Source organism: Enterococcus sp. XAF26B05_ASV22 (assembly GCF_056727285.1).
Genome location: NZ_CM161538.1, coordinates 2,752,953 through 2,776,052 on the forward strand (window position 1 = coordinate 2,752,953; position 23,100 = coordinate 2,776,052).

Below are 23,100 nucleotides of genomic sequence, written 5' to 3' on the forward strand. Positions count from 1 at the left end.
ATTATTTTGACTTCATCAGCTTTTTTCGATAAAGTAAGGATAGAAAATTAAGTAAGGATGAGCACATGAAAAATTTAAAATGGCCCTTGATTACCTCAGCGGTCTCAAGCATCGGTATTTTTACTTACCTATTGATAAAACAGTCACTGACTATCCTTTCTGTATCAGATACCTTTTTCATCGTTTCGTTATTCTTTCTGATTATCGGGTTAGCCTTATGGATCATGTCCTCAGGATTTTTTGATAATTTCCAACGTTTTATGAAAATGCATTTTCGTTTTAGAAAGAAAAATGAGCCGAAAGAATTCATTCCATTTTCAGAAATCGGTAAAGCACATCAGCTTTACTGGCTTGAAACTGGGGGTATTTTACTGATTGTCGCTGTTGTTTCTTTATTATTTTACTTTTTATAAGCAAAGATAGCAAGAGAGAGAAATATAAAATTCTCTGATTTTTGCTAACTTGCTCAAAATCTGAATAAATGGCGAAACAGAAGCAGCTCCTTTAGAAATAAGTTGAAATTCACGAAAATTGGAAACCCAATTTTCGTGAATTTCTTTTTATTCCCTTAAACCATTCGGTTCGTTGGAGTTGTTTGCTTCTGTATCGGTCACTTTTACTATTAAAAACTAGTTCAGATTATTCTGAAATGTATGTCCATTTGTAATCGTATTGCGCACCTGCTGGATGGAAACCAACATCTTTCACTTTTTCAGCACGTAAGTGAGCTTCAGCTTTTTGGTAAAGAGGAATCACACCCATGTCGCCCATGATTATTTTCTCTGCATCTACTAAGTTCTCCCAACGTTTTTCAGGATCATTAGCATTGGTTGTTGCCGCTGCTTTGACTGCTTTATCGTAGTCAGCATTGCTATAGTGGCCACGGTTATAAGGAACCCCCGTTTGGAATAAATCTAAGAAACTACTTGAATCTACATAGTCAGCTCCCCAGCCACCGATAACGGCTTTAAAGTCACCTTTGTTAGAACGGTCTAAACGAACGGCAAATGGTACAGGGCTTACCGTTACTTTTGTCCCTTCTAAGCTATCTTGAATTGCACCTTGAATATATTCGACTGTTTTCTTAGAAGAATCTGCATCAGAAGATAAGATGTCGATATCTAATGTTTTGATACCCAATTCTTTCTTCGCTTTTTCCCAATGTTCTTTTGCTTTTTCTTTATCATAAGCAATTTTATCTTCCGCTGCATCAGTGAAGTCTTCTTTTCCATCTGGAGACTTAGACATATCTGCTGGAACTAAGCCTTTAGGTTCTACTGAACCATCACCTAAGATTTGTTCAACGAGAGATTTACGATCGATTGAATAAGAAATCGCTTTTCTTAAGTTTTCATTTCTATAAGGTGAATTTTCGTCGATTTGATTTAATTCCATATATTGAGTCGATGCTTCTTTTTGGATCACAAGAGCTGGATCATTGGCAGCTTGTTGTGCTAATTCACCAGTCAAGGTTACATCATCTGCTTGTCCGTCTTGGAATAAGTTATATGAAGTTGGTGCTTCTTTCACAACATTCGTTTTTACTTCGTCTAATTTTACAGAATCTACATCCCAATATTCTTTATTTTTCTTATATGACCATTCAGTATCTGTTCCTGCTCCATCAAAACCATCTAATACAAACGGACCATTATAGACTGAGTTATCACTATTTGAAGCATAGTCTTTACCATATTTTTCCACGATATCTTTTCTTTGCGGGAAGAATGACGGGAAGGCTAATAGATAATCAAAATAAGGAGTTGCTTTTTCTAAGGTAATTTCTAATTCATAATCACCTGTCGCTTTGATTCCTAATTCAGCTTTGTCTTTTTTACCTGCTGCGATATCTGCACCATTTTTTACAGATTCGTAAAGGTAAGCATACTCTGAAGCTGTCGCTGGATCAACCGTACGTTGCCACCCATAGACATAGTCTTCTGCTTTTACGGGTTTGCCGTCTGACCATTTCGCTTTTTCATTTAGTTTGATTTTATAAGTAGTACCATCCTCACTGATCTCTGCTTCTTCACTAGCTCCGGCAGGTTCTGGTTTATTATCTAAATTCAAACGATATATACCTTCGTATACATTGTTTAGTGCAGTAAAGCTGATAACGTCTGTCGCTAATGATAAATCGGCACTTGGCATTTCTTGTAAAACATTGACACGGAAAATTTGCTCTCCGCTTGGTTTACCGTCGGCTGCTTTTGAGCTGCCTGAATCGTCTGTTTTTGCTCCGCCGTTACCGCATGCTGCTAATGTTAAACTAAATAAAGTGATGAATCCAAAAGCAAATGACTTCTTTAACTTCATTCTTTTTTCCTCCCTAAATGACCCTAAATATTTTCTGAAAAATCAGAATTTAATAATTATTTATTGTGTTGAGGTATAGTTTACAATTTTTAAATTAAAAAATCAAGAATAATCTTATTTTTTCTTAATACTCACATCATTAAATTATATCATCATTAGAAGTAATTTCTTAGAAACAAGTTTAAAAAGCGATTGTCTTCTTACAAAAAAGTATGTTAGATTAGTATAGGAAGAAACATACCATAGTAGAAGCAAATACTTTTTGGTTCAATAGTATTGTTTAAAAAATTAGTTTCAATAGTTCACAATAAATAGTAAGGAGTGATTAGATGCACCATTCATCTTTCTTCAAAGAACTAACTACGTTTCACAAACCTCAAAAAGCACCTTTTCGCTTGATTGGTGCAGGTATTTGTATGGCAGTGCCTTTATTCATCGGTTATTTTTCAAATAATTTACTAATCGGTAGTTTTGGCTCACTGGGGATTTTTACTTTTCTTTATTATCAAACACTACCTTTGAAAAATCTACTCATTCGTTTGAGTTCCATTGGCGCATTTTTACTTTTTGGAAATCTAGTAGGCGTTCTTAGTACTCATATTCCTTGGATTATCCCAATCGTTATTGCTTTGATGGCATTTTTGGCTCGAATCATTTTTAGATTATACCGAATTGCTAAGCCGGGGGCTTTTTTTATTGTCATGGTAACCGCAATGGGCAGTGGAACAAAGATTCCTTTGGAAAAAGTTCCGACCATGATGAGTTATGTTTTATTAGGTGTTTTGACCTCTCTTGTTGTGGCTGTTCTCTTGTATTTTGTTGAAGGAGAAACGGTGGAGCCAGAGAAGACCATCTCATTACAAGAACGTCTTTACACCGACCCTGCAGCACTTTTAGATGCTCTACATTATGCCGCTATTTTATTTTTAGCGACCTATATCAGCCAGTCCCTGCATTTAACTAATGCGTATTGGATGGTTGTTTCATGTGCTGCTGTTTTACAAGGTGATAATTTACGAGCTGTCATGCATCGTAATGTTCAAAGAATTTTTGGTACAATGATTGGTTTATTGATTGCAGCACTTTTATTGAGTATTTCATTTACTTCATTAGAAACCATTTTTCTAATTTGCTTTTTCTTTTTAACGGTAGAATTTTTTATTAGACGAAATTACGCGATCGCAAACTTTTTTACAACGCCAATGTCTTTACTATTAGCAAATTTAGCTCGCCATCAATATTTGGTGAGTCTGCTGAATTATCGCTTAATCGGGATTGTTTTAGGTAGTCTCTTAGGTCTTTTGGGTGCATTTGTATTAACGACTTGTTTAAAATTTTATAATCGTGCGTATCAATTAGATGAAAATTTAGATAAAGAAACAGAATAATGTGGCCCACTTTATCATAAAAAATTTGGAGGTTATATTTATGAAAATCAAAAAGCCTGTTGCACCTCTTTTGCCTCAGCTGACTGAGACTGATTTTATTTCTTTAGATGATGAGCTCGTTATTGAAGGCTTAGTATTAAAAGACCAAGACCTTAGTTATCAGGATGTGCGTAATTTAGTTTTTAGAGAATGCCGTTTTGATAAAATAACGATGAATCGAAATCACCTTGAACGTTTTGACTGTAGTAATGTGATTTTTGATCATTGTGATCTTTCTAATACGGAATGGATCGGAGCTAGTTTTCATCAAGTTCATTTCCGTCAGTGTAAGTTAACGGGAACAAATTTTGCTGAGAGTTATTTACGGGATTGTTTTTTTGAAGATTGCTTAGCTGATTATGTTTCTTTTAGTGCGACAAATCAAAAAGTGGTTCAATTTCATCAAACAAGTCTAAAGGATACTGAATTTGTTGAGGTGACTTGGAGTAATCTCCTTTTAGATAACTGTTCACTGACTGGAAGTAATTGGTTCCATACGAAATTGGCCGGTCTTGACCTTACCAAAAGTACTTTTGAAAAGATTGCCTTCTCTCAAGAGCTACTTCGAGGATTAAAGGTTACGCAAGAACAAGCGATTACGATTGCTGCAGGATTAGGGTTAGTTATTAAAGAATAAATAAGAAGAAAGGTTGGAGCCGAGCTTGAGGTTTTAGCTCTAAGCTTTCTTTTTTGCTTGCAGTTATTACTGAGATATTAATTTTTTACTTAGACAGAAACTAACAATTTCACTTCATATATTTTTTTGGTAAACTAACAGAGTGACTGGGACACTGAATCTGTAAAATGCTTCTGTCCCAACCTCACTACATTGGAGGGCTTTTAAATGAAAAAGAATCTTATCGAGCTTTGGGGTGACCTAGTTGATTTAAAAGATTTGATTATAGCCATTGGCATTTGCAGTGTAACAACGATGGGAGGCTTTTTTCTAGCTCCTACACAAGATACAACAAAACAATTATTCTTCGGCCTAGGTGGAGCTGTCCTTGGCTTTATGATCAGTACTTTTTTAATTACTCCTAAACGAATAGTTATCGAGGAGGAAGACAACTAATGGATGCAGGGCTAATCTTTCAAATGCTACTAGCCGTTTTGGGCGCAATTATTTTATATACATTCATTGGATTTGTACCAGGAACAGATGAGACGTCTGTTTTGATGCCAGTCACTTTAGCAGTCGTTTTAGCTGGCGTTCAGCCTATCGTCGTTCTAACGTTTTTTATAGCTGCCATTATTACTTTAAATTTAATGAATGCAATCCCGACGGCACTGGTCGGTTTGCCCGGTGGTGTGTTATCCACGCCAATGATCGAGCATGCACTGTATTTAAAAGAACGTGGTATGGCAGCCACCAGTATTAAAAAAATGGCGACAGGTTCCATCATCGGAACTGCAGTTGCAATACCTGTAAGTTTACTTTTAGCCAACATCTTAGCTCCTTTTTCAGATTCGGTTAAGGAATATGCTCCATTACTGTTTGTTTTTGGTGCAGTCTTTTTATCTTTGATCGGGAAAAATAAGCTATTAGCGTTGATCAGTATCATTCCACTTGGATTGCTCTTCCAAGGTCTGCGCTATTTGTATTGGGGACTCGGAGCAGTTCCACAAGAAAAAAATGTGACAGTTTCCTTCTTTCTTGGAATCACAATTGGGCCATTACTTGTTTCATTGTTAGGGTTATTAAACAAACAAAATCGGGATTCCTTGCCTCGACATGAACAGAATAAAATCAAGCTGAACGAGGTAGATGAAAAGCAAACGTTACTCAATCCTTCTGGAACGATCACAAAAAAAGAAGCTGGAACGAGCGCTATTGTATCATTACTATCAAATTTTCTGTTTTTTTTAAGTCCTGTTGGGCTAACGATTTTGTTTGGTGAAGCTGTATCAAATAAAGAAAAAGATCCAGTAAAAAAAGCCAGTATGGCGATTACCTCAATGAGTGCTTTGTCTCATGCCACATATCTATCAGGTTTGATCATTCCATTGATCGCTTTAGGAATTCCTTTATCACCGGTAGCTGTTGGACCCGCCAATGCCCTGTTCAACGCGCCACCCGTTTTTACATTAGAGCATAATCTTCATCATTTATTGAGTACAAGTGAATTTGTTTTTGCTATTTTATTCGCTGGAATCCTTGCCTCTGTCGTAACTTATTTTATAGCAATGAAATACGCTCGTCAGATGACCGTATTTGTCTTAAAAAAGATTCCGCATGAAGCAATATTAGGTTTATTTATTGGATTTATTTTATTATTGGCTTATATGGATGCCGGATTGATCAATATTTTTGGTGTTTTGCTGGTAGGAATCGTTTGTGGTACTCTTAATAAAATGGGCGTTAATTACGGTGTTCAATTTATGATTCTTTATGCTGCGCCTTGGATCACCACGCATTTGATATTTAAATAAAAGGACTGTTATTAGAATGAAGAAAGAAAAAACTGGTCATGGACGAGCTTCTGGGAAAATTATTTTAATGGGTGAACATTCTGTTGTTTACGGTGAACCTGCAATTGCTTTTCCCTTTCAAGAAACGTATATTTCAACAAAAGTTGAACCTGATACCAATATGTTAGTAGATTGTCATTATTTTTGCGGAGAATTGTCAGAAGTACCTCCTCAGCTAAAGAGTGTCAAAGAAGTTATCAAGCAAACCTTGAATGTACTTCACAAAGAAAAGGAAACGTTTAAAATCACTATTACCAGTACCATTCCAGCAGAACGTGGAATGGGTTCAAGTGCTGCTGCGGCCGTTTCTATCGTTCGAGCATTATTTGATTATTTTGACATGCCTTGCACCCAATCAGAGCTACTTCCATTAGTCAATCGGGCGGAAAAAATTGCCCATGGCAATCCTAGTGGCATTGATGCAGCGGCAACTAGTGGAAACGATTCGCTATTTTTCATAAAAGGTCAACCAATAGAATCGTTTCCAATGAATGTTTCTAATGCTTATTTAATAGTGGCTGATACTGGCATCAAAGGGCAAACCAGAGCTGCTGTAAGTGACGTTGCACATCTTTTTGAGCAAAATAAACAACGCGTTTCACAACATATTACTGAGTTAGGCCACTTGACTAAGCTTGCAAAACAAGCTATTTTAACAGATGATGTTTATTTATTAGGCAAAATCATGAATCAAGCACAAGTTCAGCTTAAAGCATTGACCGTTAGCAATGACCAATTAGATCAATTAGTCGTTACGGCTCGGGAAAATGGCGCCTTAGGGGCAAAATTAACCGGCGGTGGTCGGGGCGGTTGTATGATTGCCTTAGCAGATTCTAAAGAGCAAGCGGTAAAAATTGCTACAGCAATAGAAGCAGCAGGTGCAAAAGCCACTTGGATTCAATCATTAGGAGTGAAAAATTAATGTATGCTGGAAAAGCACGAGCTTATACGAATATAGCGTTGATAAAATATTGGGGAAAAAAAGATGAGCGCTTAATACTACCTATGAACAGCAGTCTATCTTTAACATTGGATGCATTTTATACCGAAACTAGCGTATCTTTTGATGAAACATTAACTGAGGATGTTTTCTTTTTAGATGGAAAAAAACAAGATTTAAAACAAACAGCCAAAATTTCTAAATTCTTAGACCTTATTCGTCAAAAACAACAGTTGACTTTATTTGCAAAAGTTGACAGCCAAAACTTTGTTCCGACAGCTGCTGGTTTAGCTTCATCTGCTAGTGGGTTAGCCGCTCTGGCTGGTGCCTGTAGTGAAGCGTTGAATTTACAATTGACCGAAACAGAATTGTCCCGCTTAGCTAGACTCGGCTCTGGCTCAGCCTGTCGTAGTATTTTCGGCGGATTTGCTGAGTGGCAAAAAGGGGATTCTGATCAGACATCCTTTGCACACGTTATTCCTTCTGATAAATGGGAAGATGATTTAGCAATGCTTTTCGTTTTAGTCGATGATGGTATAAAAGATATTTCCAGTCGTGATGGTATGAAACGAACGGTAGAAACATCAAGCTTTTATCCTGGTTGGTTAGAAAATGTCGAAACAGATTTGGCTACAGCCAAACAAGCAATCACCGAAAAAGATTTTAATAAGCTTGGTCAAGTCACTGAAGCAAACGGCTTACGCATGCACGGAACCACCTTAGCTGCCGTACCTCCTTTTACTTATTGGTCACCTGAAAGCTTAAACGTCATGCAGTTAGTGCGTTTAGCCAGAAAAGAAGGTCTACCTTGTTACTTCACAATGGACGCTGGGCCGAATGTGAAGATTTTAGTAGAAAAGAAAAATTTATCTGCGTTAAAAGAATTTTTAGGAAAGCATTTTGCTGAACATCAGCTAATTGCCGCATACGCAGGACCAGGAATAGAAATGATTCCTATAGAAAGGTCGGAAGAATTATGATAGAAGTTTCCACACCAGGCAAGCTATTTATTGCTGGTGAATATGCCGTTGTTGAACCTGGACATCCGGCAATCATCGTTGCAGTGGATCAATTTGTAACTGTTACTCTCGAAACAGCAGAAAACGTCGGCAGTATCCAATCAGCTCAGTTTAGTTCACTACCTGTTCGTTGGACGAGAAGAAACAATGAACTGGTTCTAGATATTCGGGAAAATCCCTTTCATTATGTACTTGCAGCAATTCGCTTAACTGAAAAATATGCACAAGAACAACACAAAGAATTATCTTTTTACCACTTGAAAGTCACTAGTGAGTTAGACAATTCAAACGGACGTAAATATGGATTAGGCTCGAGCGGTGCTGTAACAGTCGCAACTGTAAAAGCTCTGAGTCTGTTTTATAGTTTAGAATTGAACGAAGAAGAAATATTCAAACTCTCTGCACTGGCTCATTTAGAAGTTCAAGGAAATGGTTCTTGTGGAGATATTGCAGCAAGCTGCTATGGCGGTTGGATTGCTTTTTCAACGTTTGATCATCAATGGGTCAACGAACAAGCTCAAAAGCAAACGCTGACCACATTACTCCAAACAACATGGCCAAAATTAATGATCCAACCTTTGACTGTTCCTAAAAAATTACGTCTATTGATCGGCTGGACTGGCAGCCCTGCTTCTACTTCTGATTTAGTTGATCAAGTCAACCAGTCAAAAGAAGTACAAGAAATAGCATACCAACGATTTTTAGATGACAGTAAAACGTGTGTTGAAACAATGATTACAGGCTTTACTTCAGAAAATATCTCATTGATTCAAGCGCAAATACGAAAAAACCGAAAATTACTCCAACAATTAACCTCGATCACAGGAGTTACGATCGAAACCCCTGCTCTTAAAAAACTATGTAATTTAGCACAAACCTATGGCGGTGCAGCTAAATCATCTGGTGCAGGTGGTGGTGACTGTGGAATTGTCTTATTTAAGCAAAAATCAGGTATTTTACCTTTGATGAGTTCTTGGGAGAAAGAAGGCATTACTCCGTTACCATTACATGTATATTTTTACGGAAAGAAGGAAAAAAATGAATCGAAAAGATGAACATATCTCTTTAGCGAAAGCCTTTCATAAAGACAAAACAAACGACTTTGATCAAATCCGTTTTGTTCATCATTCTTTTGCAGAAATAGCGATGGATGACGTTGATATCTCAACATCTTTTCTTGATTTCTCCTTCAAGCAACCATTTTACATCAATGCTATGACAGGCGGTAGTGACCGCGCAAAAGAAATCAACCAGCAACTAGGCATTATCGCGAAAGAAACGGGAATCCTGGTAGCGACAGGATCGGTGAATGCTGCCTTAAAAAATCCTGATTTGGCAGACACTTATCAAATCATACGCAAGGAAAATCCAAACGGTGTACTTTTAGCAAATATCGGCGCTGGACTTTCTTTAGAAGAAGCCAAAAGAGCTGTTGATCTTTTTCAAGCTAACGGATTGCAAATTCATGTAAATCTCCCTCAAGAGTTAGTAATGCCTGAGGGGGATCGTGATTTTCATGGTTGGCTAGATAACATTGAAGATATTGTTTCTCACTTGTCTGTTCCAGTCATTGTTAAAGAAGTTGGTTTTGGCATGAGTAGTGAAACCATTGAACAATTGGTTTGGCGCGGTGTAAAAGCTGTTGACGTCAGTGGTCAAGGCGGCACTAGTTTTACACAAATTGAAAATGCCCGTCGCAAAAAACGAGAACTTGGCTTTTTGACAGATTGGGGACAGTCAACAGTTCTCTCACTCTTAGAATCGATAAATTGGCAACGTGACCTTACTGTTTTAGCTTCTGGTGGTGCCCGACAATCGTTGGATATCATTAAATCACTTAGTTTAGGTGCAAAAAGTGTTGGTGTAGCTGGAACTATTTTAAATCAGCTGATGACACATGGTCTTGAAGAAACGATTGAGCTTATCCAACAATGGGAAGATGAACTTAAAATGTTATATACCTTACTTGGGAAACAAACAACAACTGACCTTACAACAACAGATATTATTTTTTCTAGTGAGATCATTCGGTGGTGTGAAAGCCGTGGCATTGCTTATCAGCCATTTGCTAAGAGAAGTAGATAAAAAAAACATACTGAGTTTACACTCTATGTAGTGTCCCCAAAAGTTAGACGTTTAAGGAGTGGAGAAATCCACTCCTTTTTCATACGCTTCTCTTACCGTCATTATCTAGCCCCCCAATTTCATTGGCTCTATAATATATTGTGTTGGTGGAAATCAAAAAAGATTTTCTACCAGCACTTTTTTGAGCATTTAAATACAAAAAAGGAACAACTAACTGATAAAATGAAATCGACAAAAACCACAAATCATCAGAAAGGTTGTTCCCTATGGATAAAAATACCAGATTATTGCTCGGACTTACAGACAAAAACCTCCGGTTTGAAGAAAATTGGCTGGAACAAAGACCAGTAAAAGGAGTGCAAGCTCAAGTGATTAAAGCCAAGCTGATTTATTCACCTGCTCATTGCGAGAAATGTGGGAGCCTCAATCATGGACAAATCATCAAAAATGGCAGTCATACAACAACAGCTCAATTGCCTGTATTTAATGAGCGCTTCACTCTATTAGAACTAAAACGGACACGTTTTCTTTGTCATGAATGCGGTGCTACTTTCCACGCTCATACAGAGCTGATTGAAGAACATCATCACTTATCTAAACAGCTTCAATACCAAATTATGCTTGACTTGAAAAAGAATGTTTCAAGAAAATTGATTGCTCAAAAACACTTTGTTTCAGACATAACAGTCCTTAGAATGATGGAGAGACTATCAAAAAATTATCGAACAAACTGGAACTTCCTCCCTAAAATTCTATGTATCGATGAATTTAAATCCATGAAATCTTGCCAAGGAAGTATGAGCTTTATTTGTGTGGATGGAGAACGGAATCAGTTGTTAGAAGTGCTGGAAGATAGACGATTACACAAATTGACCGCTCATTTCATGCGCTTTACACGTGAAGCTCGGTTACATGTAGCGTATCTCGTAACCGATATGAACGCTAGTTACCATCAACTTCTTCGAACGGTCTTTCCGAATGCTCAATTAGTGACGGATCGCTTTCATATCGTCCAACAAATGAATCGTACGTTGAACCAACTGCGAATTCAAACGATGAACCGTTTGAAAAGTTCTGAACCAAAACAATACCGTCGTTTAAAACGCTATTGGAAGCTACTATTGAAAGATTCCAATAAGTTAGATATAAACTGTCGAGCTTATCAGCCCTTATTTAAACGACCATTAAGTCAACAAGATATTGTCGATGAACTGTTGCACTATGATGATGTCCTACGAACAGGCTATGATACGGTTCAATACTTAAAATACGCTTTTTCTCATCGAGAACATACGCTCTTTTTTGAGTATCTTCAACAGCTAGATAATCAGCTACCACACTGGTTCAAAAAGAAATTACTCTTCTTTAACAAATATAAAGAAGGCATTAAAAATTCTTTTCGCTTCCCTTATTCTAATGGTATTACTGAAGGCTTAAACAATAAACTTAAGGTAATCAAACGGGTAGCCTATGGCTATCGAAACTTTTATCATTTTCGTTCACGTATTTATATTATTCAAGGTCTTACTTTTTCACAACAATAAAAAAGCCTGATAAGAATGTTCTATCCTTACCAGACTTTGATTTCTATTCAGTTTTTTGTTCACCAACACAATTTGACGTAGAACCATTTCATTTACTAATATTATATCTCTTTTCGTAAAAAAGAAGTGCTTGGGTCATGATGCGTGAAGTCATCATGTCCCAAGCACTTAGTATTCTTATAGACGTTTAACCATTATATGCATCAATGATGATTTGTTTCAATTCACTGATCAATGGTTCTTTCGGATTAGCTGTTGTACATTGATCTTCATAAGCCAATTCAGCCATGTGATCAACAGTTGAATCAAGAATTTCTTGTGTTACACCTTGTGCTTTCAAGTTCATATCAATTCCAACTGATACCCCTAAATCATAAACAGCTGTTGCTAGTGCATCCACTAATTCTGCAGTATTTTTGCCTTTAAGACCCAAGAATTTCGCAATATCAGCATAATCTGTATCTGCACGGAAGTAGTCATATTTAGGGAACATTGCATGTTTTGAAGGATCTTTGGCATTGTAACGGATGATATGCGGTAATAAAATCGCATTTGTACGTCCGTGAGGAATGCCGTATTCTCCACCAATTTTATGTGCGACTGAGTGACAAATTCCTAAGAATGCGTTGGCAAAAGCCATACCAGCCATTGTTGATGCATTATGCATCTTTTCACGACTTTCTGCATCCGGACGTTTCACTGAGTTTTCTAAGTGGTCAAATACCAATTTAATCGCTTGTAAACTTAATCCACGCGTGTAATCAGAAGCCATGACTGAAACGTAAGACTCAATTGCATGTGTCAAAACGTCCATACCAGTATCTGCCGTTACAGAAGCTGGAACTGACATCACAAATTGAGGATCGATGATCGCAACATCTGGCGTTAATGCGTAATCAGCTAATGGGTATTTCACATGCGTATCACTATCTGTAATAACAGCAAATGGTGTGACTTCTGAACCTGTACCTGATGTTGTTGGGATACATACAAATTGCGTTTTAACTGCTTTTTCAATTTTGTATGTGCGTTTACGGATATCTAAGAATTTTTGTTTAGCGCCAAAGAATTCTGTGTCTGGGTGCTCATAGAACATCCACATGCCTTTAGCTGCGTCCATTGCAGATCCCCCACCTAAAGCGATGATTGTATCTGGTTCAAAATCAACCATGACTTTTGTTCCAGCATACACTGTATTTGTAGATGGATTTGGTTCAACTGCTGAGAATACTTCGATTTGAACGTCGTTTTTACGTTTTTGTAATTCTTTACGAACCGTATCAGCGTAACCAAATTGAACCATTCCTGGATCACATACAATCATCACACGTTCAACATTTTCCATTTTTTGTAGATATTGTAATGAATTTTTTTCAAAGAAAATTTTTGGCGGTAATTTAAACCATTGCATATTATTTCTCCGTTTCGCTACAGTTTTGACATTGATCAAGTTAACAGCAGATACGTTTTTAGAGACTGAGTTTTTACCGTAAGATCCGCAACCTAATGTTAATGAAGGAATCATTTCGTTATAGATATTCCCGATTCCGCCTTCAGCTGATGGAGAATTCACTAAGATACGGCAAGCTTTCATACGCAAACCAAATTTCACTTGTAGATCCTCATCTTCTGTATGAATCACTGCTGTATGACCTAAACCACCTAATTCAAGCATTGCTTCACATAAATCAAAGGCATGATCTGTATTTTTTGCTTTCATCATGGCTAAAACTGGCGATAATTTTTCGCGAGAAAGTGGGTATTCCGCTCCTGCTCCTTCAAGTTCAGCAATTAGAATTTTTGTGCCTTTTGGTACTTTGATTCCTGCTAATTCTGCTATATGTTCAGCAGAATACCCAACAATTGCTGGATTTACTGCATATTTCCCTTCATTCATCACGGCATCTTCAAGTTTTTGTAATTCGTTTGGTTTGACGAAGTATACTTGGTGTGCTTCAAATTCAGCTTTTACAGCTGCATAAACTTCTTTATCTACGATCACAGCTTGTTCAGAAGCACAGATCATACCATTATCGAATGATTTAGAAACGATCAAGTCATTTACTGCACGTTTGATTTTTGCTGTTTTTTCAATATATGAAGGAACATTCCCTGGTCCAACACCTAACGCTGGTTTACCAGTTGAGTATGCCGATTTAACCATGGCGCTACCACCAGTAGCTAAAACAATCGCGATTCCAGGATGATTCATCAAACCTGAAGTTGCTTCTAAAGAAGGTTGTTCGATCCACTGTACACAGTTTTCAGGAGCCCCTGCTTTGATTGCAGCATCGCGAACGATTCGAGCAGCTTCAGCAGAACATTTTTGTGCACTTGGATGGAAAGCAAAGACAATCGGGTTACGTGTTTTGATAGAAATCAACGCTTTGAAAATTGTCGTTGATGTTGGATTGGTTGTTGGTGTAACCCCACAAACCACCCCAACTGGTTCAGCGATTTCGATTAAACCTGTTTGGTCATCTTTATTGATAACACCCACTGTTTTGTCATGTTTGATACTATTCCAGATATATTCAGAGGCATACATATTTTTGATTGCTTTATCTTCGTATATCCCACGGCCAGTTTCTTCGACAGCCATTTTTGCTAGAGGCATATGTTGATCTAAAGCAGCCATTGCCATTTGGTGCACAATGTGGTCAACTTTTTCTTGATCAAAGTCTTCCATTTCTTTTAAAGCAACATTTGCTTTTTTTGCCAATTCGTCGATCATTGCTGTTACATCAGTCTTTTTAGTATCTTCTCTCTTCATTGTTTTAGCCATTTTGATCCTCCTAGAAAAATAAATAAATTAATTTTTTCTTGTTAACTATTTCACATACACATCATACAACAATATTTTTTTCTTGTAAATAGTTTTTTGTGATTTTTTTCACATTTAACGCTTTTTTTATTTCATCTACCAAAGCAAGCGTTCCCTAATTTATAAAAAGAAAAAGAACCTATTCAAAATTAGAATAGATCCGTCAAGTCATGCCAATCTTTAATGGTCAAACTACTTGTTTGAGCAATCAACTGCTGATAATCAAAAAATTCATTTGGCTCAATATGTAAAATGTCTTCACGACAAGCTTTGATCGATGATGGAGCGTTCTTTTTCCACCGATAAGAAACAAGATAGTTCATCAATTCGGTTTCATTAACAGATGAATAACCAAGTTGCTGAAAAGATCGGCATTTGATTTTTAATTCTTTTTTCAATAAGAACTTTTGATGCCACGATAGCTTTTCGATGGTTCTCCCCTTCTTTCTAAAGAATGACCTATGTACTTTCTTATATGTTTTAGAAAGAAAAAATTCCAGCAAGCTGGAATTTATTCTTTCGTTTCGTTGTTTTCAGAAGTTTCTGTTACAGTTGGTTCTTCAACAACTGTTTCTTCCTTCGTTTCAACTACAGTTACATCATTATCATTTGCAACAACTGTACCTGGCTTCACTGTTTTGATTGCTGCACGATCAAATTCAAGGATAATTCCTTCACAATCGATCAATACAGTTTTTTTGTCAGCATCAAGTTCAGAGATCACGCCGTGTAAACCGCCGATCGTTACAACTTCATCGCCCACTTTCATTGCATCCAAAAGTGTTTGACGTTCATTTTGTTGTTTCTTTTGCGAACGAGTCATAAAAAACATCATTCCTGCTAAAAGAATTAATGGTAAAATAAACGAAAGTCCTCCGCCCATTATCTATTCACCTCTCTATCCTATAATCACTAGTTTACTGTAACAAAATTTCTTTTACAACACTAGTCTTTTGTTCGTTTTTTTAGAAACTTTTCGCATTCTCTTTATTGAAACCATATTCTTCAAAAAAGGCTTCTCTAAATTCCAATAAATTATCATCCATAATTGCTTGACGAACTTGTTTCATTAAATTCAATAGGAAATATAAATTATGGTAAGACGTTAAACGAATCCCAAATGTTTCGTCAGCCTTGATCAAGTGACGAATATAAGCCCGCGTATAGTTTTTACAAGTGTAGCAATCACATTTCTCATCCAAGGGACGGAAATCTCTTGCGTATTGCGCATTTTTAACAACCAGACGACCTTTCGATGTCATACACGTTCCATTTCTAGCAATACGAGTTGGCAAGACACAGTCAAACATATCGATCCCACGAATCACACCATCGATTAATGAATCTGCTGTTCCCACACCCATTAGGTATCTTGGCTTGTTATCTGGAATCAAAGGTGTTGTAAAATCTAGTACACGGTTCATCTCCGCTTTTGGTTCCCCTACTGATAAACCACCAATGGAATATCCTGGAAAGTCCATACTGATCAACTCTTTTGCACTTTGGCGACGTAGATCTTCAAACCCTGCGCCTTGAATGATTCCAAATAAGCCTTGACGATCTGGATTAGCATGCGCTTTTAAGCCACGTTCTGCCCAGCGTGATGTACGCTCAATCGATTTCTTCACATACTCATAGCTTTCATCAAACGGCGGACATTCATCAAAACTCATCATGATATCAGAGCCTAGATTATTTTGAATGTTGATTGCTTTTTCTGGTGAAAGAAATAGTTTTGACCCATTCAAATGGTGTCTAAAATGAACACCTTCCTCCGTGATTTTACGCATATCACTTAATGAAAATACTTGAAAACCACCAGAATCAGTTAAAATTGGTTGATCCCAATTCATAAATTTATGTAAGCCACCAGCTTCTGCAATCAGATCATCTCCCGGACGAAGCCATAAATGATACGTATTGCTCAGAATCACTCCTGCGCCCATTTCTTTCAAATCTTCTGGTGACATTGTTTTTACTGTCGCTAACGTTCCTACAGGCATAAACATTGGTGTTGGAAACGTTCCGTGAGGGGTGATGATTTCTCCTAAACGGGCACCTGTATGTTTTTCTTTCTTTATTAAACGATAACGAATGGCTGGTTCTGTCATTCATTCTCCTACTTTCTTTTGTATATTTACACTTTCCTCATCATACTTTTTTTTGTTCGTATTTGCAAGAGCTGAAGTGGTTACAACTATAGATTTGATATGTTTTCTAATAATTTAGTGAAATCGCTTGAACTTAAGTAGAAAAAGTAAAATAAAGCGAATTACTTCGGTAACTATTGAACCATTAGATTGCCTTTCTTTATATTAAAAGCCTAAGATAAAACATATATTTCGCTTTACCTTAGGCTTTTTATCAGTGCTTAATTTAGTAATATTCAGACATAGATATTACTGAATAACCTTCGAAAAATTGCTACCTGATTCTATTCGATCAAAGAAAGCATTCTGCGTTTTTCCTGGTGCAACACTTCCTTTTTTAACAAGTTTGACTTGAATTCCTTCTAGGCGATATCCGAAACCACTAGTACCAGCAGATGTACCATTTTTTGCCCAATCTAGCCAACCAGCCTCTTCCACATATACCCGATAATAAATATCAAAATCCTTACCTAATTGTCCTGTTAGACGAAAACGAACAGCTTCTGTTCTCAATTGTTTTCCTACTGAGCCGCTTGTTGCTCCATTTGATTTCCAACCTTGCCAACCAATATTTTGAACATGGGTCTGGTATTCAACAGAGCCAGAAGACTGATAATCTGCTATTCTTGCCTGAATCCCTTCTAATCGAAGTCCGCGACCTACTGTTCCACTGGTTTTACCATTATGAACATATCCTTGCCAACCTAATCCTTGAATATTTGCACGATAATTGAGTTTAGGCATTTTTTTGAAAGTATTAGCTGTGCTTCCAGGAGCTGGTTTATTATTGGGAACAAAACAAATCTGAATCGCCTCTACTTGATATCCATAGCCTTCAGTTCCAGCTGGCTCGTTATTTTTTGCCCATCCTAGCCAACCAAAATTCTGGACATGAACTCGATAATAAAGATTATACCGACTTAGCGTTGTACCAACTAATCTAAATCGAACTGCTTCCAAACGTTTTTTAAACCTTTTCCCTTGAAATTCTTCATATATACCTCTGTCTGAATTCCATCCATAATCGGCAAGATGATAACTCGTTTCAATCCATTGATTGATTCCAGGTCCACCACCATGAAAGTACATATTTTCTCCTTGGATTGCTTTTCCTTTTCCAATAGTTCCGCTCGTTGCACCATCTGAGACTTGCTTTTGCCATCCTAAATCTTGGACATATGTCTTATATAGAATATGTGGAGTAGTCCAACCGCCAGCAATGATAGAAGCTCTATCCGTCTGTTCAGCTTCTTCACTCATTGAATCAACCTCTTCAGCGTCACTCGATGACGTAGTTGAGTCAGAAGAAATCTTAGTTGTTACACTTTGGACTTCGGTGGATTCTGTTTCACTTTCAATCATTTTTTCTGTCGATTGAACCTTTTCAATTGTGCTACTTGTTTTGACTTCAGCGAATACCCAATTTGGGTAAAAACTTAGCATGCTTACTACCATTAAAACACTTACTATTTTTTTCATTTTTATTTCCTCCCTTATAGATAGATTTTCTCATAAAATAGCTATCATTAAAAGAACAAACGCAAACATTTTGTTCGATTTTATTTTGTATTGAACTTTTCAAGTGCCTTCATTGCATCTTTTACCCGATCCTTAGTAATCTTTTCTTTCATATAATGGATTGTTTCATGTGGTTCAGCAGCTCGCTCCGCCACTCGCTGATAATCATCCTCTGTTAAGTTCATTTTCATGTCTTTTAAAGAAGTTGGTAAATCAAGACTGGAGTAAAATGGCATTAGTTGTTCAATTTCATTCCATTTATCTTCGATCACCAATTGAACCAGAACACCGTACGCGACTTTATTGCCATGTAATTGATGATGACTTTCAGGTAAAATAGTGAGTGCATCATGAATTGAGTGAGCGCCAGATGTCCGACCATAATCGTCACCAAAGCCTCCCACCATTCCTCCAAGTAGGATAATTGTTTCTACAATATTTAAAAAAGCTTGATTGATTTCTTTCTCTTTCATTGCTTTTAGCGCTTCTTGGCTGTCAGCGAGTAAAACATCTCTGCATTTTTTGGCTGCGAAAGCAGAGACTTGGATTTCAATCGGCTGTACCGCTAATTGCGAGATCATCGCATCGGCTTCATACCATTTAGCGATCGTGTCACCAATTCCTGCGATCATCAGCTCGATCGGTGAATCTAAGAGAACCTTAGGCTCGATTAAAACTAGGGCATTGCTATTCGCAAAAATATCATAGCGATTCATTGCACCATTATTTTCGTATATCACACTTAACGGTGTATACGCAGCACAAGTTGCTGCTAAGGTTGGCAAAATCAAGATAGGTTTAGTACATTGATTCGCTACTGCTTTACCTAAATCTGCAATTTTTCCGCCTCCTACAGCAATGATACCTTCCAGTTCTTTTTGTTCAAAAAGCTGTTTCAGCTCTATTGTTTTCTCATCCGTGCATTCTCCTCCATAATATACAAAGTATGTATCTATAGTCATTAATGTTGGAAAATATGGCTTGGCAGCTTCCCACGAATCTTTTCCATGTAATATCATCACACGTTTAAGCTTTCTTCTATTTAAATGTTCTTCTAAATCATCCCACGCACCAACACGGCATTCATATTCTTGTGGCGCTCCTCTTACTATCAACGATTGATTCATTGGTCCCAACCTTTCATTTTTTACTAATTTTTATGCAAAAGTGACATTTTTAAATTCTTTGATAAAATTCACTTTTCCTTTCTCCTAATCTATGATATGATAAAACACATCCAAAAACAATAAATTTTTATACATTTATGCACGTTTTTTAGAATATTTATTGAATACAAGCAGTTGCGCATACTCAACTGTTATTACTCTATTATAAAGGAGAAGAACAAATGAAATTATGTAAAAAAACCTTAGCACTTATTATTCCAATCTTGCTGGTACTACTGACTTTTATCCCAGTAACTACAGTAATCGCTGAAGAACCTGATCCAGTCTATGACAGCATCATGAAACGTGGGGAACTGATTGTTGGTTTGTCTGCTGATTACGCACCATATGAATTTCACGCAGATGTTGACGGTAAAGACCAAATCGTTGGTTTTGACATCTCAATTGCACAAAAAATTGCAGATGATATGGGCGTTAAATTAAAAATCGAAGAATTGGGTTTTGATGCATTATTAGGTGCAATGAAAACAGGTAAAATCGATTTAATCATTTCAGGTATGGCACCAACACCTGAACGACTACAAGAAGTTAATTTTTCAACTCCGTATATGAACGTCCAACAAAAAGTAGTCGTTAGAAAAGCGGATAAAGATAACTTTCAATCAACAAAAGATTTTGATGGTGTGAAAGTTGGCGTTCAAAAGCAAACGACACAAGAAGAATTAGCTAAGACGGAACTTATCGGTTCGATTCCTACTTCTTTACAAAAAGTACCAGACATCATCATGAATTTAAAAAATAAAAAAGTAGAGGCTGCTGTTTTGGAAGGCCCAGTTGCTGAAGCTTACGTTGATCGTGATCAAGACTTGACGTTTGCAGACGTTTCATTTGAACAAGGCCAAAAAGATGCTGCCGTTGCGATTCCTAAAAATGCACCTGTTTTAGAACAAAAAGTCAATGCTTCGATCGAAACAATCAATGATAACAATTTACTTGAGGGTTATAAGAAAGAAGCAGGCAAATTAATGTTTACAGATGATGAAAGCTTCCTTGGAAAATATGGTAAATTCTATATCAGCGGTGCTGGTTATACGATTTTCTTAGCCTTTATGGGCGTATTATTTGGTGCTATTTTAGGTGGACTGCTTGCTTTGATGAAATTATCTAAATCAAAAATTTTACGTGGTATCGCCATCTGCTATATTGAATATGTTCGTGGTACTCCATTACTAGTCCAAATCTTTATTGTTTATTTTGGCACGGGTGTTTTAGGGCTTGATTTATCGAAAATCGCTGCTGGCTGTATTGCTCTTGCATTGAACAGTGGTGCCTATGTTGCTGAAATCGTTCGTGCTGGAATCAATGCAGTCAACAAAGGTCAGCTAGAGGCTGCGCGTTCTCTAGGTATGAACCAACCACAAGCAATGCGTTACATCATTTTACCTCAAGCAATCAAAAATATCTTACCTGCTTTAGGAAATGAATTTGTAACTGTAATCAAAGAATCATCTGTCGTTTCAGTTATAGGTGTTTCAGAATTGATTTTCCAAGCCGGCAATGTTCAAGGAGCTAGCTTTAAACCATTCTTACCTTATTTAGTAGTATCATTGATTTACTTTGTTTTAACCTTTACCATTTCACGCCTATTAGGTGTTGCTGAAAGGAGAATGAGTACTAGTGATTAATATTAAAAATCTACACAAAACCTTCGGAAAAAATGAAGTCTTAAAAGGGATCGACTTAGATGTTAAAGCTGGAGAAGTTGTCGTAATCATCGGACCTTCTGGTAGTGGAAAAAGTACCTTCTTACGATGCTTAAACTTATTAGAACAACCAACAGATGGAACGATTGAATTTGAAGGGAAAAATTTATTGGACAAAGATACCGATATTGATGCTCTACGCCAGAAAATGGGTATGGTATTCCAAAATTTCAATCTATTTCCACATAAAACCGTTTTAGCCAATTTAACAATCAGTCCAGTCAAAGTAAAAAAAGAAGCACCTGATGTGGCGAAAGAAAAAGCACTGGCTCTATTAGAACAAGTTGGTTTACAAGAAAAAGCCGAAAGTTACCCTTCAAGCTTATCTGGCGGACAACAGCAACGGGTAGCGATCGCTCGTGCTTTAGCAATGAATCCTGATGTCATGTTATTCGACGAACCAACCTCTGCACTTGATCCAGAAATGGTCGGTGAAGTTTTAGCCGTTATGAAAGCTTTGGCAGTTGAAGGCATGACAATGGTCGTTGTTACACATGAAATGGGCTTCGCACGTGAAGTTGCCGATCGTGTGATTTTCATGGATGCTGGAATCATTCAGGAAGAAGGGACACCTGAAGAAATTTTTGGCGAACCGAAAAATCCAAGAACCCAAGATTTTTTAAGAAAAGTTTTATAACAGTCGAAAGAGGACAAAGCAAGTATAAATAAGCTTGTTTTGTCCTCTTAAAAAATAGTATATGAATAAAGAAATCGGAGGTAAAAACATGGATCGTTCAAACATTGCAAAAAAACATCAACAACCTACGGAGAATATCTTGATGGATATTGCCACCTTAGCGAAACAAGTACCTGATTTACTAGATTTATCGATTGGTGATCCCGATTTGATCACAGATGAAAAAATCATTGAAGCGGCTTTTACAGATGTTAAAAATGGTCATACGAAATACACTGCATCCGGTGGCAGTCAAGCCTTTATTGAAACCGTAGTAGATTTTTATCAAAAACAATATGATCTGTCCTTTGAACCTAGCCAAGTGCGTGCAACGGTCGGTGCATTACATGGTATGTACCTAACACTGCAAGTAATACTCGATCCTGATGATGAGGTAATGATTCACGAACCTTATTTCTCGCCGTATAAAGACCAAGTATTATTTGCTGGAGGTAAACCAGTTTTTATTCCAACTTATGAAGAAGATGGTTTTCAAATCAATATCGATGTATTGAAAGCAGCTATCACTGATAAAACAAAAGCGATTATTATCAATTCGCCAAATAACCCAACGGGCGCTGTATTTTCTCCTGAAACGTTTAAAGCAATCGCTGATTTAGCTATCGAGAATGATTTTTACATCCTCTCTGATGAGGTATATGAGGCCTTTTGCTTCTATGATGATTTCATACCAATGGCTAATTTTGCTCCTGAAAATACAATTACGTTCAGTAGTTTCTCAAAAGGATTTGCAATGACTGGTTGGCGGATCGGGTATATGATTGCACCTGATTATATCAATGACGCAGCAAAATTAATCAACGAAAGTATTACTTACTCTGCACCAAGTCCTTCCCAACAAGCAGGAATCTATGCCTTAAAGCATTCTGAAACATTAATACCAAGTGTTGTGTCTGTTTTTAAAGAAAGATTGGAGTATCTGGAAGAAAGAATTGCCAAAATCTCATTTCTTTCGCTTCACCCAATTAAAGGAAGTATGTATGCGTTTATCAACATTTCTAAAACAGGCCTAACTTCTGTCCCATTTGTTGAAAAAGTCTTAAAGGAAACGAATGTCTTGATGATTCCTGGAAAAGCCTTTGGTGAAACAACTGGTGACGATTATGTACGGTTAGCAGCCACACAAAACATAGAAGTTTTGAAAGAAGCCTTTGACCGAATCGAAAAAATGACGTTTTAAACTAAAATAGTTTTGCTTTTTCCTAGTGAATTAATGGAAAA

Annotated in this window: 20 protein-coding genes; 13 read left to right on the forward strand and 7 right to left on the reverse strand. The window is 37.0% G+C overall.

The features are described 5' to 3' along the window. The first annotated feature begins 65 nt into the window (after positions 1 to 65). Positions 66 to 413: a DUF3899 domain-containing protein gene (locus AC1PU0_RS13675; protein WP_069653820.1), complete on the forward strand. Its 348-nt coding sequence runs from the start codon at positions 66 to 68 to the stop codon at positions 411 to 413. A gap of 226 nt (positions 414 to 639) precedes the next feature. On the opposite strand, the gene AC1PU0_RS13680 is transcribed toward AC1PU0_RS13675, so the two are convergent. Continuing rightward, positions 640 to 2,316 (reverse strand): peptide ABC transporter substrate-binding protein, encoded by a 1,677-nt coding sequence (locus AC1PU0_RS13680; protein WP_206850616.1) that lies wholly within the window; start codon positions 2,314 to 2,316, stop codon positions 640 to 642. Positions 2,317 to 2,645: 329 nt separating this feature from the next. Between AC1PU0_RS13680 and AC1PU0_RS13685 the strand changes: the two genes are divergently transcribed. From AC1PU0_RS13685 to AC1PU0_RS13725, 9 genes are all read left to right on the forward strand, one after another. Continuing rightward, positions 2,646 to 3,704: an FUSC family protein gene (locus tag AC1PU0_RS13685; RefSeq protein WP_069653822.1), complete on the forward strand. Its 1,059-nt coding sequence runs from the start codon at positions 2,646 to 2,648 to the stop codon at positions 3,702 to 3,704. A gap of 40 nt (positions 3,705 to 3,744) precedes the next feature. After that, positions 3,745 to 4,380 carry a pentapeptide repeat-containing protein gene (locus AC1PU0_RS13690; protein WP_069653823.1) on the forward strand — a complete coding sequence of 212 codons (636 nt, stop codon included), beginning with the start codon at positions 3,745 to 3,747 and terminating at the stop codon, positions 4,378 to 4,380. A gap of 207 nt (positions 4,381 to 4,587) precedes the next feature. After that, positions 4,588 to 4,815 (forward strand): hypothetical protein, encoded by a 228-nt coding sequence (locus AC1PU0_RS13695; protein WP_069653824.1) that lies wholly within the window; start codon positions 4,588 to 4,590, stop codon positions 4,813 to 4,815. Further along, positions 4,815 to 6,173: a tripartite tricarboxylate transporter permease gene (locus AC1PU0_RS13700; protein WP_206850615.1), complete on the forward strand. Its 1,359-nt coding sequence runs from the start codon at positions 4,815 to 4,817 to the stop codon at positions 6,171 to 6,173. The genes AC1PU0_RS13695 and AC1PU0_RS13700 overlap by 1 nt, the downstream gene beginning before the upstream one ends. 16 nt (positions 6,174 to 6,189) lie before the next feature. Further along, a complete protein-coding gene (mvk, locus tag AC1PU0_RS13705) occupies positions 6,190 to 7,134 on the forward strand; it encodes a mevalonate kinase (RefSeq protein ID WP_111248552.1) in 945 nt (314 codons plus the stop codon). Next, entirely contained in the window at positions 7,134 to 8,132 is a 999-nt protein-coding gene (gene mvaD, locus AC1PU0_RS13710; RefSeq protein ID WP_069653827.1) for a diphosphomevalonate decarboxylase, read from the forward strand. Before mvk ends, mvaD begins: the two co-directional genes overlap by 1 nt. Then, positions 8,129 to 9,226, forward strand: coding sequence for a phosphomevalonate kinase (locus tag AC1PU0_RS13715; protein WP_206850614.1), 1,098 nt, complete (start codon positions 8,129 to 8,131; stop codon positions 9,224 to 9,226). The genes mvaD and AC1PU0_RS13715 overlap by 4 nt, the downstream gene beginning before the upstream one ends. After that, positions 9,210 to 10,256, forward strand: coding sequence for a type 2 isopentenyl-diphosphate Delta-isomerase (gene fni, locus AC1PU0_RS13720; protein WP_206837854.1), 1,047 nt, complete (start codon positions 9,210 to 9,212; stop codon positions 10,254 to 10,256). Before AC1PU0_RS13715 ends, fni begins: the two co-directional genes overlap by 17 nt. A 266-nt stretch (positions 10,257 to 10,522) precedes the next feature. Next, positions 10,523 to 11,800: an ISL3 family transposase gene (locus tag AC1PU0_RS13725; protein ID WP_479998486.1), complete on the forward strand. Its 1,278-nt coding sequence runs from the start codon at positions 10,523 to 10,525 to the stop codon at positions 11,798 to 11,800. A gap of 187 nt (positions 11,801 to 11,987) precedes the next feature. Here the strand turns inward: AC1PU0_RS13725 and adhE are convergent, their stop codons facing one another. The 6 genes from adhE to AC1PU0_RS13755 form a co-directional block, all read right to left on the reverse strand. Beyond that, positions 11,988 to 14,585, reverse strand: coding sequence for a bifunctional acetaldehyde-CoA/alcohol dehydrogenase (gene adhE / locus AC1PU0_RS13730; RefSeq protein ID WP_069653830.1), 2,598 nt, complete (start codon positions 14,583 to 14,585; stop codon positions 11,988 to 11,990). A 188-nt stretch (positions 14,586 to 14,773) separates the two neighbouring features. Next, entirely contained in the window at positions 14,774 to 15,055 is a 282-nt protein-coding gene (locus tag AC1PU0_RS13735) for a post-transcriptional regulator (RefSeq protein WP_069653874.1), read from the reverse strand. A gap of 80 nt (positions 15,056 to 15,135) precedes the next feature. After that, the gene (yajC, locus tag AC1PU0_RS13740; RefSeq protein ID WP_069653831.1) at positions 15,136 to 15,507 is read right to left on the reverse strand and encodes a preprotein translocase subunit YajC; all 372 of its coding nucleotides are present in this window, start codon (positions 15,505 to 15,507) and stop codon (positions 15,136 to 15,138) included. An 82-nt stretch (positions 15,508 to 15,589) separates the two neighbouring features. Beyond that, complete coding sequence (tgt, locus tag AC1PU0_RS13745; protein ID WP_069653832.1) at positions 15,590 to 16,735, reverse strand: tRNA guanosine(34) transglycosylase Tgt; 1,146 nt, start codon at positions 16,733 to 16,735, stop codon at positions 15,590 to 15,592. A 288-nt stretch (positions 16,736 to 17,023) separates the two neighbouring features. After that, entirely contained in the window at positions 17,024 to 18,253 is a 1,230-nt protein-coding gene (locus AC1PU0_RS13750) for a hypothetical protein (RefSeq protein ID WP_206850697.1), read from the reverse strand. A gap of 80 nt (positions 18,254 to 18,333) precedes the next feature. Beyond that, positions 18,334 to 19,419, reverse strand: a complete 1,086-nt coding sequence (locus AC1PU0_RS13755) for an iron-containing alcohol dehydrogenase family protein (protein ID WP_206850696.1) — start codon at positions 19,417 to 19,419, stop codon at positions 18,334 to 18,336. A gap of 221 nt (positions 19,420 to 19,640) precedes the next feature. On the opposite strand from AC1PU0_RS13755, the gene AC1PU0_RS13760 reads away from it, so the two are divergent. The 3 genes from AC1PU0_RS13760 (at position 19,641) to AC1PU0_RS13770 (ending at position 23,059) form a co-directional block, all read left to right on the forward strand. Further along, the gene (locus AC1PU0_RS13760; RefSeq protein WP_069653834.1) at positions 19,641 to 21,104 is read left to right on the forward strand and encodes an ABC transporter substrate-binding protein/permease; all 1,464 of its coding nucleotides are present in this window, start codon (positions 19,641 to 19,643) and stop codon (positions 21,102 to 21,104) included. Further along, positions 21,097 to 21,819: an amino acid ABC transporter ATP-binding protein gene (locus AC1PU0_RS13765; RefSeq protein WP_111248546.1), complete on the forward strand. Its 723-nt coding sequence runs from the start codon at positions 21,097 to 21,099 to the stop codon at positions 21,817 to 21,819. The genes AC1PU0_RS13760 and AC1PU0_RS13765 overlap by 8 nt, the downstream gene beginning before the upstream one ends. An 88-nt stretch (positions 21,820 to 21,907) precedes the next feature. After that, the gene (locus tag AC1PU0_RS13770; RefSeq protein WP_111248545.1) at positions 21,908 to 23,059 is read left to right on the forward strand and encodes a pyridoxal phosphate-dependent aminotransferase; all 1,152 of its coding nucleotides are present in this window, start codon (positions 21,908 to 21,910) and stop codon (positions 23,057 to 23,059) included. The last annotated feature ends 41 nt before the right edge of the window (positions 23,060 to 23,100 follow it).

Bases quoted from the DNA above. Each gene is read 5' to 3' on its own strand.
- AC1PU0_RS13675 (WP_069653820.1), top strand. From the start codon at position 66: ATGAAAAATTTAAAATGGCCCTTGATTACCTCAGCGGTCTCAAGCATC.
- AC1PU0_RS13680 (WP_206850616.1), bottom strand. From the start codon at position 2,316: ATGAAGTTAAAGAAGTCATTTGCTTTTGGATTCATCACTTTATTTAGT.
- AC1PU0_RS13685 (WP_069653822.1), top strand. From the start codon at position 2,646: ATGCACCATTCATCTTTCTTCAAAGAACTAACTACGTTTCACAAACCT.
- AC1PU0_RS13690 (WP_069653823.1), top strand. From the start codon at position 3,745: ATGAAAATCAAAAAGCCTGTTGCACCTCTTTTGCCTCAGCTGACTGAG.
- AC1PU0_RS13695 (WP_069653824.1), top strand. From the start codon at position 4,588: ATGAAAAAGAATCTTATCGAGCTTTGGGGTGACCTAGTTGATTTAAAA.
- AC1PU0_RS13700 (WP_206850615.1), top strand. From the start codon at position 4,815: ATGGATGCAGGGCTAATCTTTCAAATGCTACTAGCCGTTTTGGGCGCA.
- mvk (WP_111248552.1), top strand. From the start codon at position 6,190: ATGAAGAAAGAAAAAACTGGTCATGGACGAGCTTCTGGGAAAATTATT.
- mvaD (WP_069653827.1), top strand. From the start codon at position 7,134: ATGTATGCTGGAAAAGCACGAGCTTATACGAATATAGCGTTGATAAAA.
- AC1PU0_RS13715 (WP_206850614.1), top strand. From the start codon at position 8,129: ATGATAGAAGTTTCCACACCAGGCAAGCTATTTATTGCTGGTGAATAT.
- fni (WP_206837854.1), top strand. From the start codon at position 9,210: ATGAATCGAAAAGATGAACATATCTCTTTAGCGAAAGCCTTTCATAAA.
- AC1PU0_RS13725 (WP_479998486.1), top strand. From the start codon at position 10,523: ATGGATAAAAATACCAGATTATTGCTCGGACTTACAGACAAAAACCTC.
- adhE (WP_069653830.1), bottom strand. From the start codon at position 14,585: ATGGCTAAAACAATGAAGAGAGAAGATACTAAAAAGACTGATGTAACA.
- yajC (WP_069653831.1), bottom strand. From the start codon at position 15,507: ATGGGCGGAGGACTTTCGTTTATTTTACCATTAATTCTTTTAGCAGGA.
- tgt (WP_069653832.1), bottom strand. From the start codon at position 16,735: ATGACAGAACCAGCCATTCGTTATCGTTTAATAAAGAAAGAAAAACAT.
- AC1PU0_RS13750 (WP_206850697.1), bottom strand. From the start codon at position 18,253: ATGAAAAAAATAGTAAGTGTTTTAATGGTAGTAAGCATGCTAAGTTTT.
- AC1PU0_RS13755 (WP_206850696.1), bottom strand. From the start codon at position 19,419: ATGAATCAATCGTTGATAGTAAGAGGAGCGCCACAAGAATATGAATGC.
- AC1PU0_RS13760 (WP_069653834.1), top strand. From the start codon at position 19,641: ATGAAATTATGTAAAAAAACCTTAGCACTTATTATTCCAATCTTGCTG.
- AC1PU0_RS13770 (WP_111248545.1), top strand. From the start codon at position 21,908: ATGGATCGTTCAAACATTGCAAAAAAACATCAACAACCTACGGAGAAT.